Origin of the sequence: Olsenella sp. An290 (assembly GCF_002159535.1) — a bacterium.
Lineage (GTDB): Bacteria > Actinomycetota > Coriobacteriia > Coriobacteriales > Atopobiaceae > Thermophilibacter.
Genome location: NZ_NFIU01000005.1, coordinates 111496 through 124430, shown reverse-complemented (window position 1 = coordinate 124430; position 12935 = coordinate 111496). Strand labels below are relative to the sequence as shown.

At 70.4% G+C, this 12935-nt stretch carries 11 protein-coding genes, 2 tRNA genes and 1 pseudogene; 1 reads left to right on the top strand and 13 read right to left on the bottom strand.

Annotated elements, in window-relative coordinates:
- A pseudogene (locus tag B5F84_RS04950) lies at positions 1-715 on the top strand (FIVAR domain-containing protein); the annotation flags it as partial.
- Positions 716-967: 252 nt separating this feature from the next.
- Here the strand turns inward: B5F84_RS04950 and B5F84_RS04945 are convergent.
- From B5F84_RS04945 to rpsB, 13 genes are all read right to left on the bottom strand, one after another.
- A tRNA-Ile gene (locus B5F84_RS04945) sits at positions 968-1043 on the bottom strand.
- 44 nt (positions 1044-1087) lie between these two features.
- Positions 1088-1163: transfer RNA gene (locus B5F84_RS04940), tRNA-Ala, on the bottom strand.
- Positions 1164-1284: 121 nt separating this feature from the next.
- Positions 1285-2325: an alpha-hydroxy-acid oxidizing protein gene (locus B5F84_RS04935; protein WP_087321472.1), complete on the bottom strand. Its 1041-nt coding sequence runs from the start codon at positions 2323-2325 to the stop codon at positions 1285-1287.
- Positions 2326-2370: 45 nt separating this feature from the next.
- The gene (locus B5F84_RS04930) at positions 2371-4068 is read right to left on the bottom strand and encodes a proline--tRNA ligase (protein WP_087321486.1); all 1698 of its coding nucleotides are present in this window, start codon (positions 4066-4068) and stop codon (positions 2371-2373) included.
- A gap of 353 nt (positions 4069-4421) precedes the next feature.
- Positions 4422-5504: a flavodoxin-dependent (E)-4-hydroxy-3-methylbut-2-enyl-diphosphate synthase gene (gene ispG, locus B5F84_RS04925; RefSeq protein WP_087321484.1), complete on the bottom strand. Its 1083-nt coding sequence runs from the start codon at positions 5502-5504 to the stop codon at positions 4422-4424.
- 9 nt (positions 5505-5513) lie between these two features.
- Positions 5514-6899 (bottom strand): site-2 protease family protein, encoded by a 1386-nt coding sequence (locus B5F84_RS04920; protein ID WP_087321470.1) that lies wholly within the window; start codon positions 6897-6899, stop codon positions 5514-5516.
- Positions 6896-8095, bottom strand: coding sequence for a 1-deoxy-D-xylulose-5-phosphate reductoisomerase (gene dxr / locus B5F84_RS04915; RefSeq protein ID WP_087321469.1), 1200 nt, complete (start codon positions 8093-8095; stop codon positions 6896-6898). Before dxr ends, B5F84_RS04920 begins: the two co-directional genes overlap by 4 nt.
- Complete coding sequence (locus tag B5F84_RS04910) at positions 8092-9039, bottom strand: phosphatidate cytidylyltransferase (protein ID WP_087321467.1); 948 nt, start codon at positions 9037-9039, stop codon at positions 8092-8094. Before B5F84_RS04910 ends, dxr begins: the two co-directional genes overlap by 4 nt.
- Positions 9036-9821, bottom strand: a complete 786-nt coding sequence (locus tag B5F84_RS04905; RefSeq protein WP_087321465.1) for an isoprenyl transferase — start codon at positions 9819-9821, stop codon at positions 9036-9038. Before B5F84_RS04905 ends, B5F84_RS04910 begins: the two co-directional genes overlap by 4 nt.
- A gap of 2 nt (positions 9822-9823) precedes the next feature.
- Positions 9824-10369, bottom strand: a complete 546-nt coding sequence (gene frr / locus B5F84_RS04900; protein ID WP_087321463.1) for a ribosome recycling factor — start codon at positions 10367-10369, stop codon at positions 9824-9826.
- A 2-nt stretch (positions 10370-10371) separates the two neighbouring features.
- Positions 10372-11094, bottom strand: coding sequence for a UMP kinase (gene pyrH / locus B5F84_RS04895; protein ID WP_087321461.1), 723 nt, complete (start codon positions 11092-11094; stop codon positions 10372-10374).
- Between the two features lie 172 nt (positions 11095-11266).
- Positions 11267-12136, bottom strand: coding sequence for a translation elongation factor Ts (gene tsf / locus B5F84_RS04890; RefSeq protein ID WP_087321459.1), 870 nt, complete (start codon positions 12134-12136; stop codon positions 11267-11269).
- Positions 12137-12165: 29 nt separating this feature from the next.
- The gene (gene rpsB / locus B5F84_RS04885; RefSeq protein ID WP_087321457.1) at positions 12166-12927 is read right to left on the bottom strand and encodes a 30S ribosomal protein S2; all 762 of its coding nucleotides are present in this window, start codon (positions 12925-12927) and stop codon (positions 12166-12168) included.
- Between the last annotated feature and the right edge of the window lie 8 nt (positions 12928-12935).

Below are 12935 nucleotides of genomic sequence, written 5' to 3'. Positions count from 1 at the left end.
CGACACCACGGCCCTCGAGGCCTCGATCGCCGCGGCCGAGGCGGCCGACACCGAGGGCAAGACGGCGGAGTCCGTCGCCGCCCTCGAGGAGGCGCTCGACGCCGCCCGCGCCGCCCTCGCCGACCCCGAGGCCACCCAGGCCACGGTCGACGCCGCGGCCTCCGCGCTCGACGCCGCCGTCGCCGGCCTCACGGACGAGGTCGTGGAGCCGGAGCCGGTCGAGAAGGGCGAGCTCCAGAGTGCGGCCGACGCGGCCTCCGGCCTCGCCGAGTCCGACTACACCGCCGAGAGCTGGGGGCCCTTCGCCGAGGCGCTCGACCAGGCGCAGGCGGTCCTTTCCGATCCCGACGCCACCCAGGACGAGGTCGACGCCGCGCTCGCGGCCCTCACCGCCGCGCGTGACGCGCTCGTGAGGGCGGACGCGGGCGAGGAGCCCGGCGGCTCGACCCAGCCTGGCGGTGGCGAGGAGCCCGGCGGCTCCACCCAGCCGGGTGGCGGTGAGGAGCCCGGCGGCTCCACCCAGCCGGGTGGCGGTGAGGAGCCCGGCGGCTCGACCCAGCCCGGGTCTGGCACCGGCACGGGCTCTGGGTCCGACGACGCCGTGCTGCCCGAGACCGGTGGCCCGGGTCTCGCCGCGGGCGGCCTTGCCGGCCTGGGTGCGGCCCTCTCCTCGCTGGGCGCCTTCATCGCCCGCTGCAGGAAGCGCATGGAGTAGCGAGTCTCATCGCATCATCTCGGCGGGGCCGTCGCGGACACGTTCCGCGGCGGCCCCGCCCCTTTGGGGCGCGCTGACGTCCGAGATCGCGACCTTCCGCCCCGGTCTGCGATACCGATGCCATATCGGGCGTTTTACCAGCCCTCATAACTCATTGAACGTTAGCGCGGGGACTTGTCGGTCGCTTGTCGGTCAAGACATGAAAAAAGAGCCGGTCAGAAAGCGAAACAGCCTCCTGACCGGCGGTTTTGTTGGTGGGCCCAGCAGGATTCGAACCTGCAACCTAAGGATTATGAGTCCTCTGCGCTAACCGTTGCGCCATGAGCCCGTTAGAAAAAAGGGCGGCGACCGAAGCCGCCGCCCAAGGGTTTCTGGTGGAGATAAGGGGGTTCGAACCCCTGACCTCGTGACTGCCAGTCACGCGCTCTCCCAACTGAGCTATATCCCCGAACTGGTGCGAAGAGAACTATACCAGACTGAGCGCGGGGGTCAACCGACTTTTTCAAGAAAGTTCGGACGCCTTGCGCGCGCCTGGGCCGCGGGCACGGCGAGGCCGCCCCGCAAGGGCGTCAGCGCGCGGCGGGGGCGGCCCAGATCATCTCTGGGGTAACGTCGGCCGTCGTGGCCGCCCCGCACATCTCCATGACGTCGGTAAGCTCGCAGCGCAGCTCGTCAAGGTAGGAGCGGACGCCGTCCGCTCCCCCGCCGAAGGCGGCCACCACGAAGGGACGGCACACGAGGCACGCCCGGGCGCCAAGCGCGAGCGCGCGGAAGACGTCGAGCCCGCTGCGCACGCCCCCGTCGACGAGCACCTCCACGTCCCCTCCCACGGCCGCCGCAATCGACGGCAGCACCTCGGCCGTTGCCGGCGTGCCGTCGAGGACGCGCCCTCCGTGGTTGGAGACCACGATGGCGTCAACGCCCGCCTCGGCCGCCCGCTCGGCGGCGGAGGCGGTCATGACGCCCTTGAGGACAAACGGCACCCCCGCCTCGTGGCAGCGCGCGGCGACCTCGGAGATCTCCGCGGGGGACTTGGCCCCGGCGGGAGGCTCCTGCCCCCGCAGGAAGGGCAGCCCCGCCGCGTCGATGTCCATGGCCACGGCCGCAGGGCGCGCGGCGAGCGCCTCCTCGAGCTTTCCGTCGAGCGTGCGGGCGTCCCAGGGCTTCACTGTGGGGATGCCGCGCCCGTCCAGCTCCCCGATGAGCGCGCACGCCTCGGACATGATTGAGGCGTCCAGCCCGTCGCCGGTGAGGGCGAGCGTCCCCTCTCCCGCTGCCGCCTCGAGCACGCAACGGTTGTAGGAGGCCGTGTCGTACTTCTCGCCATAGTGGCGCTGGACGTCGCCCACCGGGCCCACCAGCACGGGCAGGGAGAGCGTACGCCCCAGCACCGTCGCGCGCGTGTCGGCCAAGAAGGAGCCGTGCAGGGTGTCCATGTTCACGCGGAGGGCCTGCCATGCCTCCCAGTTGCGGCCAGCGACGCGCCCGGTGCCCTTGTCGCCCGGGCCTGGGATGACGCCCGCGCAGGCGCGCCCGTCGCAGACGGGGCAGGCGCGGCAGTGGGGGCCGATCTGCCCGCGCGCCGCGGCGGCCAAGTCACGATAGCTCATGCGTTCTTCCCTCGAGCGTGCAAAAGTGCCTGTCCCCTTTCCACATCAGGCGCGGGCGGGGACGACGCGCTCGGTGAGCCAGGAGACGAGCTCGTCCATCGGCACGTCGAGGCGCTCGCCGGTCTCGCGGACCTTGACCTCTGCCATGCCGCCCGTCACGCCGCGCTTGCCCAGGATCACCTGGTACGGGACGCCGATGAGGTCGGCGTCCGCAAACTTCACGCCCGGGCGCTCCTTGCGGTCGTCGAGCAGGACCTCGAGGTCGGCGGCGGCGAGCTCGTCCACGACGCGCTCGGCGACCGGCGCGACCACGTCGTCACCCACCGCGAGCGGCACGACCTCGACCTCGTAGGGGGCCACGCAGACGGGCCAGGAGATGCCGTGCTCGTCGTTGTGCTGCTCCACGACGGCCGCCAGCGTGCGGGAGACGCCGATGCCGTAGCAGCCCATGAGGAAGGGCCGCTCCACGCCGGCCTCGTCCGCGAAGGTGGCGCCCATGGCCTCGGAGTACTTGGTGCCGAGCTGGAAGACCTGGGAGATCTCGATGCCGCGGGCGCTCTTGAGCGCGGCCCCGCAGTGCGGGCAGGGGTCGCCGGCCTTCACGCTCACGAGGTCGGCCCACTCGTCGACCTCAAAGTCGCGGCCCGGGCAGGCGCCCGTGAAGTGGTAGTCGACCTCGTTGGCGCCGCAGGCCCAGGACGTGCTCTCGCGCAGGGACTCGTCGCAGACGAGACGCACGCCCTCGGGCAGGCCCACGGGCCCGATGAAGCCCTTGTGCAGGCCGCACGCCTCGAGCTCCTCGTCCGTCATGAGGTGATAGGCGCCGAAGAGCCTCGTCGCCTTGATCTCGTTGAGCTCGTGGTCGCCGGGGACGATGGCCACGACGTTCGTGCCGTCCTCGGCCACGAGCGCGAGCGACTTGCGCGTGCCGTTCTCCGGGAAGCCGAAGAACTCCGCCACGGCCTCGATGGTGCCGAGGCCCGGCGTGTGGACCCTCTCGAGCGTGCCGTCGCCGGGGCCCTCGGTCACGGGCACCTTGGTCGCGGCGGCCTCGACGTCGGCGGCAAAGCCGCAGTCGCAGTACACGAGCTCGGCCTCGCCGGAGTCGGCGAGCGCCATGAACTCCACGGAGGTGTCGCCGCCGATCTGGCCGGAGTCGGCAACCACGGGCAGCGCCCGGATGCCGCACCGCTCGGCGATGCGCGCGTAGGCGGCCTTCTGCTGGTCGTAGCACTCCTGGAGCGACTCCTGCGTGGCGGAGAAGCTGTAGGCGTCCTTCATGATGAACTCGCGGCCGCGCATGAGGCCAAAGCGCGGTCGCATCTCGTCGCGGAACTTGTCCTGGATCTGGTAGAGCGTGCAGGGCAGCTGCTTGTAGGAGCGCAGCTCGTTCTTCACGAGGTCCGTGAACGTCTCCTCGTGCGTGGGGCCAAGCGCGAACTCGCGGCCGTGGCGGTCGGCGATGCGCATGAGCTCGGGGCCGTAGGCGTCCCAGCGGCCGGACTCGTGCCAGAGCTCGGCCGGCGTGAGGATCGGCACCATCATCTCCTGGGCGCCGATGGCCTCCATCTCGTCGCGGATGACGGCCTCGATCTTGCGGATCGAGCGCCACGCGAGCGGCAGGTAGCTGTAGAGGCCGGCCGCGGTCTTGCGGATCATGCCCGCGCGCAGGAGCAGGCGGTGGCTCGCGAGCTCGGCCTCCGCCGGGTCCTCCTTGAGCGTGGGGGCGTAGAGCTGGGACATCTTCTGGTAGCGCTTCACGTGCGTTCCCTTTCTGCGTCGAATGTAACGCTCACGATTCTACGACATACGGGCGAGAAGAACGGTCGGGGTGGCAACTCGACCTCCGCTGCCCCGGCGGGGCCCACCTCCGGCGCTCAGACAGCTTGGCGCAGAGGGCGCGCCAAGAACTCGCGGCGGAGGTGGGCCCCGCCGGGGCAGCGGCCATGACGTTACGCCGTCGACAGAATCCGCAACGTGGCCGCAGGCCCTGCGCCGGCCCGGGCAACTCCCGCCGCGAGTTCTGCAGCCGCGTCCTTTGCGGCGAAGCTGTCTGAGCGCCGGGGGTTGCCCGGCCCGGCGCAGGGCCGGACGATCTAGACGAAGCGGCGCTCGATCTCGGCGAAGAGCTCGTCGACGGCGTCTGCCTCGTCGACGGTGCGGATCTTCTCGCCCCCCGCAAAGAGCACGGCCTTGCCGCGACCGCCCGCAAGGCCGATGTCGGCGCCCCTGGCCTCGCCGGGGCCGTTCACCACGCAGCCCATGACGGCCACGGTGATGGGGGCGCGCACGGCGGCAAGGCGGCGCTCCACCTCGGCGGCGACGCCCATGAGGTCCCACTGGCAGCGGCCGCACGTGGGGCAGCTCACGAGCTCGGGGCGCAGCCGGCGCAGCCCCACGGCCGAGAGCAGGTCCCAGGCCACGTTGACCTCCTCCACGGGGTCCGCGGTGAGCGAGAGGCGGACCGTGTCGCCGATGCCCTCCATGAGCAGGGCGCCTATCGCGGCGGCGTTCTTGACGGTCCCCTGCCGGAGGGTCCCGGCCTCGGTCACCCCGATGTGCAGCGGGACGTCGGGAAGCTCGCGCGAGAGGGCGCGGTTCACCTCGACGGTGGTCACCACGCCGTGGGCCTTCGCGGAGAGCACGATGTCGGCAAAGCCCCGGGCGCGGAAGTGCTCGACGAAGGAGGTGGCCGACCCCACGAGCTTCTCGACGTGCGTGAGGTCCTCGCGCTCGGCGAAGGCGGGGTCGAGCGAGCCGGCGTTCACGCCGATGCGTATGGGGACGCCGGCGGCGCCCGCCTCGTCGATCACGGCGTCCACGCGCTCCCAGCTGCCGATGTTGCCGGGGTTCACGCGCAGCGCCGAGGCGCCGCGACGGCAGGCCCCGATGGCGAGCGCGTGGTCAAAGTGGATGTCGGCCACGACGGGAAGCGGCGAGGCCGCGCAGACCTCGGCAAAGCCGTCCAGGGCGGCCGCCGTCGGAACCGCCACGCGCACGATCTCGCACCCGGCCTCGGCGAGCCGGCCGATCTGGGCGAGCGTGGCCGGGACGTCTGCGGTGTCGGTCGTGCACATGGACTGGACGGAGACCGGCGCCCCACCGCCCACCTGGACGGGGCCCACCTGGACGGGACGCGTGAGGGCGCGCGCGGGGGTGCGCGCGAGGACGTCTGGCATGACGATCACCTACCCGATGACAAAGCGCACGATGTCGTTCTTGAGCACGAAGAGGAAGACGAACGCAAAGAAGGCGAGGCCAACGTAGCTCAGGCCGTTCTGGACGCGAGCGGAGAGCGGCCGCCTGATGACGAGCTGGATGAGCTCGACGAGGACCTTGCCGCCGTCAAGCGGCGGGATGGGCAGGAGGTTCATGAAGCCGAGCGACATGGAGAGGGCCGCCGCCACGAGGGCGAGCTCGTAGGGGCCGGACGAGGCCGCCTCGGAGGCCATGACGGAGATGCCGACGACCGAGGACGATTGGTCGAGGACCTCCATGGTGTGCTGCGGCTGGATGAGCTGGGCCACGTAGGACGCGACCTGCCCGGTGTAGGCGAGCGTGGCCTGGGCCGCCTCGGGGAGGCTGGGGTGGTACGTCGCCGTCTGCGCGAGGACCCCCAGAAGCTCGGTGGGCTCGCCGTCGGGAAGGTCGATCGAGACGTCGTGCTCGGAGCCGTCGCGCTCGTAGGTGAGGGTGAAGTCCCTCCCCTCCTCGAGGAGCGGCGCAAGCGCGGCGCTCATGGCCTCCCAGGTGTCGACGGCGGTGCCGTCCACCGCGGTGATGGTGTCGCCCGCCTTAAGCCCCGCCGCCTCGGCGACGGAGCCCTCCTCGACGCCGCCTATCGTGGTGACGTTGGGCACGTAGTCGACGCCGCGGGCCATGAGGGCGCACGTGACGATGAGGAAGGCGAGAAGGACGTTGACCGCCGGGCCCGCCACGAGCATGGCCAGGCGCTTCGGGAGCGACGTCCCGAGGTAGGTCCGCGCCCGCTCATGCGCGAGGAGCTCCTCGGGCGGCAGGTCCACGGCGCGGGGCTCGCCCGCGGCGGTGGCGCCGGGGCGCGAGAAGTCGTTGCCGCGGTCGTACTGCGTGAGCAGGGAGGCGTCGCGCGCGGGGGCCTGGAAGGCGGCCGGGTAGGTCTTCTGGCTCGGCTCCTCGCCGAGCTCGGGGTCGTAGTAGGGCTCGACGGAGGCCCAGTCGCTCAGCGTCGCCATGAGGCCGTAGGCGCGGTCGACGTCGCAGCCAAGCTCGCGCGCGAGGTCCTCGACGCGGACGCGCCCGCGTTCCGTCACGAGCGCGAGTGCGGGCGCCAGAAGCTCGTCCTCGGTGCCCTCCATGCCGCAGATGCGCGTGTAGCCGCCGAGGAGCAGCGGCGTGACGCCGAACTCGGTCCCGACCTTGCGGCTCCTGCGGGAGAGGTGCCAGCGGCAGGGCAGGCCGAGGAAGAACTCGGTCGCCCTCACGTGGAAGGCGCGCGCCGCGAGGTAGTGGCCGCCCTCGTGGACGAAGACGAGGACGGACAGGACGAGGACGCCCCAGAAGACGATGGAGACGAGGGAGAGTAGGCTGCTCAACGGGTGACCTCCGAGAGACGTGACGTGGCGAGCGCGCGCGAGCGCGCGTCGACCTCGACGAGCGCCTCGAGGCTCTCGACGGGCTCGACGCGCGTGGCGTCCATGACGGCGGAGACGACGCGCTCGATGTCGAGGAAGCCGCAGGCGCCGCGGCGGAAGGCCTCGTTGGCGACCTCGTTGGCCGCGTTCATGGCGCAGGGCAGGGTGCCGCCCGCGCGCCCCGCCGCACGGGCGAGCGCGAGGCAGCCAAAGGTCCCCTCGTCGGCCTCGGCAAAGGTGAAGGGGTCGGCGCGGCACCAGTCGACGGGGTCGACCGAGGCCTCCCAGCGCTCGGGGTAGCTGAGCGCGTACTGGATGGGGGCGCGCATGTCCGAGCCGCCGAGCTGCGCCTTCACGACTCCGTCGACGAACTCGACCATCGAGTGGATCTTGCTCTCGCGGTGGACGAGCACGCGGACGGCGTCGATAGGCTGCTGGAAGAGGTGGTGGGCCTCGATGACCTCGAGGCCCTTGTTCATGAGCGTCGCGGAGTCCACGGTGATCTTCTCGCCCATCGACCAGGTGGGGTGGGCGAGCGCGTCGGCCGCGGTGACGGAGGCGAGCTCGGCGCGGGACCTCCCGAAGAAGGGGCCGCCGGAGCAGGTGAGCCAGAGGCGCCGCACGCTCTCGGGGCGCTCCCCCACCAGGCACTGGTAGATGGCGCTGTGCTCGGAGTCCACGGGAAGGAGCTGGCCGGGGGCCACGAGCGGCATCATGAGGTCTCCGCCAACGACGATCGACTCCTTGTTGGCGTAGGCAAGGACCTTGCCGGCCGAGAGCGCCGCGAACCCCGCGTGGATGCCCGCAAAGCCGACGAGCGCGTTGACGACAAGGTCGACGTCGGGAAGCGTCGCGAGCGCGGTCACGGCCTCGGGCCCGCAGGCGAGCTCGCAGCCGGCCGGCAGCTCGGAGAGGACCGGGTCGCCCGCGCGCCCGCCGTTTGCCACGGCCACGTGGGCCGCGCCGAACGCGCGCGCCGCCGACACGAGGGCCGCCGTGCTCGTGTCGACGCTCAGGGCCGTGACCCTGACGCGGTCGGCGTGGCGGCGGCAGACGTCGAGCGTCTGGGTGCCGATGGAGCCCGAGCAGCCGAGCACGGCCACCCGAAGCGGCCGCGGGCGCCCCGCGCGCGGGGCACAGTCCTCGAAGATCGTCACAGGATGCCTCCAAAGAGCAGCAGGAAGTAGGCGGCCATGCTGGCAAAGAGCATGGAGTCCGAGCGGTCGAGCAGCCCGCCGTGCCCCGGGATGAGGTTGCCGGAGTCCTTCACGCCGACGCCGCGCTTGAGGCGCGACTCGAAGAGGTCGCCGATGACGCCCGCCGCCCCCACGATGAGGCCGCAGGCCACGGCCATGCCGGGATCGAGCGAGCGCACCACGGCGAGGGAGAGGACGAGCCACACGAGCACCGAGCCCACAAGTCCGCCGAAGAAGCCCTCGACGCTCTTGCTCGGCGAGATGCGCGGCGCGAGCTTGTGGGAGCCGATGGCGGACCCGACGAAGTAGGCGAAGGCGTCGTTGGCCCAGACGGAGAACATGACGGCCAGGGTGAGGGCCGCGCCGGCAAGGCCGGCGTCCGACATCCTGATGAGCACGATGCTCGAGAACGCGAGCGAGGTGTAGAGGGGTCCCAGGGCCGTCACGGCGACGTCGGCGACGTTGGCGCGCGGCGTGAAGACGTACCAGCACGCGCAGGCCATGAGCAGGACAAAGATGACGAGCGTGAGGGCGAGCAGGCCGTGCCAGAGCGCGGCGAGCGGGAAGAGCAGCGCAGCGAACAGGCCAATGACCTCGTTGGGCATGCGCCCGCCCATGCGGCAGATGCGGAAGAACTCCGAGCAGCACAGCCACGCCTCGGCCGCGATGAGCACGGTCGTGGGGATGGGGCCGGCAAAGATGCAGACGAGGGTCACGATGGCGTAGATGGCGCCCGAGGTGGTGCGCGTGAGCAGGCGCTCGGCCGAGGTGCGCGCCCGCTGGCCGGTGAGGTCCCCGGCGGCGCGTCGCTCCTCCTTCGAGGCCCTGCGGTCCTCGAGGCGCGCTATCTGGCGGTCGAGGCCCGCGGTCTCGCGAGAAGGACCGTCCGCGCGGCGGTCGGTCATTTCCCCACCACCCCTCCGAAGCGCCGCGAGCGGCCCTGGAAGGAGGCGATGGCGCGCAGGAAGTCCCAACGGGTGAAGTCGGGCCAGAGGGTCGGGGTGACGTAGAACTCCGTGTAGGCGAGCTGCCAGAGGAGGTAGTTGGAGAGCCTGAGCTCCCCCGAGGTGCGGATGAGGAGGTCCGGGTCGGGCATGCCCGTCGTGTAGAGGCGCGCGGCGAGGGCGTCCTCGTTGACCTGGTCGGGCGTGAGCCTGCCCGCGGCGACGTCCTCGGCGAGCAGGCGCGCGGCGCGCGCTATCTCGGCGCGCGATCCGTAGTTCACGGCGAGCGCGAAGGTCATGCCCGTGTGGTCGGCCGTCTCGTCGAGACCCTGCTGGAAGACCTCCTGGGTGGCCTCGGGCAGGGCGGTGAGGTCGCCGAGGAAGCGCAGGCGGACGTTCTCCTGGTGGAAGAGCGGCAGCTCATGCACGAGGGTCGTGGCAAAGAGGTGCATGAGGAGGTTGACCTCTCGCTGGGGCCGCCTCCAGTTCTCCGTGGAGAAGGCGTAGACGGAGAGCGCGTCGAGGCCGAGCCTCACGCTCGTGGTCACCGCCTCGCGAAGCGCGTCGACCCCCGCGACGTGCCCCTGGGAGCGGTCGAGCCCGCGCGCCTCGGCCCAGCGCCCGTTTCCGTCCATGATGATGGAGACGTGCGCGGGAACGCGCCCGAGGTCGACGTCGTCAAGGGCGATGTCCTCGGGCGCGTCAGAGAAGTACGCGCGGAGCTGGTCTGTGTCGATGCGCACCCCTAGATCTCCATCACTTCCGCGCTCTTGGCCTTGAGGAGCTCCTCGATCTGGGCCACGAAGGAGTCCGTGACCTTCTGGATGGCCTTCTTCTCGCGGCTCATCTCGTCGTCGGAGAGCTCCTCGTCGCGCTCGATTTTGCCGTTGACGTCACGACGGACGTTGCGGATGGCGATGCGGGCCTCCTCGGCGAGCTCCTTGCACTCCTTGACGAGCTCGCGGCGGCGCTCCTCGGTGGGCTTGGGGAACGGCAGGCGGATGCAGACGCCGTCGTTGGAGGGCGTGATGCCGAGGTCGGAGCTCTCGATGGCCTTCTCGATGGAGCGCAGGGCGCTCTTGTCCCAGGGCTCGACGACGAGCATGGAGGCCTCGGGGACCTTCACGCCCGCGAGCTGGGTGATCGGCGTGGGCTGGCCGTAGTAGTCGACCATGATCGGCTCGAGGATGGCGGCGGAGGCGCGACCGGTGCGCACGCGCGCGAAGTTGGACTTCAGGGTGTCCAGGCACTTGCGCATGTTCTTCTCGGCCTTCTCGGTGTACTGGCTCATGTCTAGTCCTCCTCGACGACGGTGGTGCCCACGTGCTCGCCGCTGATGGCCTGCATGAACACGCCGGGCTGGTTGATGTCAAAGACCATGATGGGCATCTTGTTGTCATGGCAGAGCGCCGTGGCGGTGGCGTCCATGACCTTGAGGTCGCGGGAGAGGACCTCGCGGTAGGTGATGGTGTCGAAGCGGCGCGCGGACGGGTCCTTCTTGGGGTCGGCGTCGTAGATGCCGTCCACGTTGGTGGCCTTCATGAGGACCTCGGCGTTGATCTCGCAGGCGCGCAGAGCGGCGGCCGTGTCCGTGGTGAAGTAGGGGTTGCCGGTGCCGGCCGCATAGATGGTGATGCGCCCCTTCTCGAGGTGGCGGATCGCGCGGCGCCGGATGTAGGGCTCGGCGATCTGGCGCATGTCGATCGCGCTCATGACGCGGCAGTCCATGCCGTTTCGCTCGAAGCAGTCCTGAAGGGAGAGCGAGTTGATGACCGTGGCGAGCATGCCCATGTTGTCGCCCTGCGCGCGGTCCATCCCGGCCGCGGCGCCGGACAGGCCGCGGAAGATGTTGCCGCCGCCCACGACGATGGCCACCTGGACGCCCGCCTCCCAGACGGGCTTGATCTCCTCTGCGAGCCGCTGGGGCACGGCCGGGTCGATGCCGAAGGACCTCTCGCCCATCAGCGCCTCGCCGGAGAGCTTGAGCAGGACGCGCTTGTACTTCATCTCGGACAAGCCAACCTCCACTCGATAGTGATTCATGGTCGCCGGGCGACCGTCTCATCCTGTGATTCTAGCAGAGCGCCGCGCGCTCGCCCCCTCCCGGGGCGGCGAGCGCCCATGACGCACATATGAGCGGGCCCGGCAATCGCTTGCCGGGCCCGCCAGGAAGTGCTTGGTCGTGCGGCTACTCGCCGAACGTGTAGCGAACGAAGCTCATGACCTCGATCTGGTCGTCGACGGACTTCGAGACGTTCTTGGCGAGCTGGCCGATGGTGAGGGAGGAGTCCTTGACGAACTCCTGCTCGGTGAGGACGCTCTCCTTGAAGTACTTCTCGAGACGACCCTGGGCCATCTTCTCCTGGATGGCCTCCGGCTTGCCGGACTCGGCGGCCTGGGCCTTGTAGATGCTGAGCTCGTGCTCGATCACGTCGGCGGGGACGTCGTCGCGGCGGGCGGCGACGGGCGCGGCGGCGGCGACCTGCATGGCCACGTCGTGCGCGAAGGCCTTGAACTCGTCGTTGGAGGCGGTCTCGGCCTTGCCGAAGGCGAAGGTCACGATGTCGGCGAGCTTGCCGCCGAGGTGGATGTAGCTGCCGAGGGCGCCGTTCTCGGCGACGACGCGGTCGAAGCGGGCAATCTTCATGTTCTCGCCGATGACGTGGATCATCTCGGTGAGCTCGGCCTCGACGGTGGACTCACCCATGGCGCAGGACTTGAGAGCCTCGGCGTCGGCCGGGTCGTTCTCGGCGACGACCTTGGCGAGCTCGGCGGCAAAGCCGCAGAACTTGGGGTTGGTGCCCACGAAGTCGGTCTCGCAGGTGAGCTCGAGGATGGCGCCGACCTTGCCGTCCTCGGAGATGTAGGTGGCGATGGTGCCCTCGTTGGTGTCGCGGCCGGCGCGCTTGACGGCCTTGGCGATGCCCATGGTGCGGAGGATGTCGACGGCCTTCTCGATGTCGCCGTCAGCCTCGACGAGGGCCTTCTTGCACTCCATCATCGGGGAGTCGGTCATCTCGCGGAGCTGCTTGACGAGAGCGGCGGTAACCTGTGCCATGGTTGTTCTCCTCTTCTCGAAAGGGATGACTACTCGGCCGCGACGGCCTCGGCCGCGGGCTCGGCGTCGGTCTGGGCGGGGGCGGCCATCTCCTCGGCCGTGATCTGCTCCTTGCCGGAGCCGGCGAGCACGGCGTCGGCCGCGAGCTCGCACATGAGGGAGACGGAGCGGATGGCGTCGTCGTTGGCGGGGACGCCGTAGTCGACCACGTCGGGGTCGGAGTTGGTGTCGAGCAGGCTCACGACGGGGATGTGCAGGCGGTTGGCCTCGCGCACGGCGATCTCCTCGCGCTTGGAGTCAACGACGAAGATGGCCTGCGGGAGGGCCGTCATGGTGCGGGCGCCGCCGAGGTTGGCCTGGAGCTTGTCGAGCTCCTTGGAGAGCACGGCCTGCTCCTTCTTGGGGAGAAGGGCCATGCGGCCGTCTTCGACCATGGCCTCGAGCTCCTCCATGCGCTGGATGCGGGAGCGGATGGTCACGAAGTTGGTGAGCATGCCGCCGAGCCAGCGCTGGTTGATGTAGGGCATGCCGCAGCGCTCGGCCTGGGCCGCGATGGGCTCCTGGGCCTGCTTCTTGGTGCCCACGAACAGCACGGTGCCGCCCTTGGACGCGGTCTCCTTGAGGAAGGTGTAGGCCTTGTCCGCCCCGAGCATGGTCTGCTTGAGGTCGAGGATGTAGATGCCGTTGCGCTCGCCGAAGATGTAGGGCTTCATCTTGGGGTTCCAGCGGCGGGTCTGGTGGCCGTAGTGGCAGCCGGCGTCGAGCAGGGTCTGGATAGTGATCTTAGCCATGGTAACCT

What these genes read in the sequence shown, in the direction of transcription:
- B5F84_RS04935 (WP_087321472.1), bottom strand. Translation starts at nt 2,325, where the DNA reads ATGAGCTATCGTGACTTGGCCGCCGCGGCGCGCGGGCAGATCGGCCCC.
- B5F84_RS04930 (WP_087321486.1), bottom strand. Translation starts at nt 4,068, where the DNA reads ATGTCCCAGCTCTACGCCCCCACGCTCAAGGAGGACCCGGCGGAGGCC.
- ispG (WP_087321484.1), bottom strand. Translation starts at nt 5,504, where the DNA reads ATGCCAGACGTCCTCGCGCGCACCCCCGCGCGCGCCCTCACGCGTCCC.
- B5F84_RS04910 (WP_087321467.1), bottom strand. Translation starts at nt 9,039, where the DNA reads ATGACCGACCGCCGCGCGGACGGTCCTTCTCGCGAGACCGCGGGCCTC.
- frr (WP_087321463.1), bottom strand. Translation starts at nt 10,369, where the DNA reads ATGAGCCAGTACACCGAGAAGGCCGAGAAGAACATGCGCAAGTGCCTG.
- tsf (WP_087321459.1), bottom strand. Translation starts at nt 12,136, where the DNA reads ATGGCACAGGTTACCGCCGCTCTCGTCAAGCAGCTCCGCGAGATGACC.
- rpsB (WP_087321457.1), bottom strand. Translation starts at nt 12,927, where the DNA reads ATGGCTAAGATCACTATCCAGACCCTGCTCGACGCCGGCTGCCACTAC.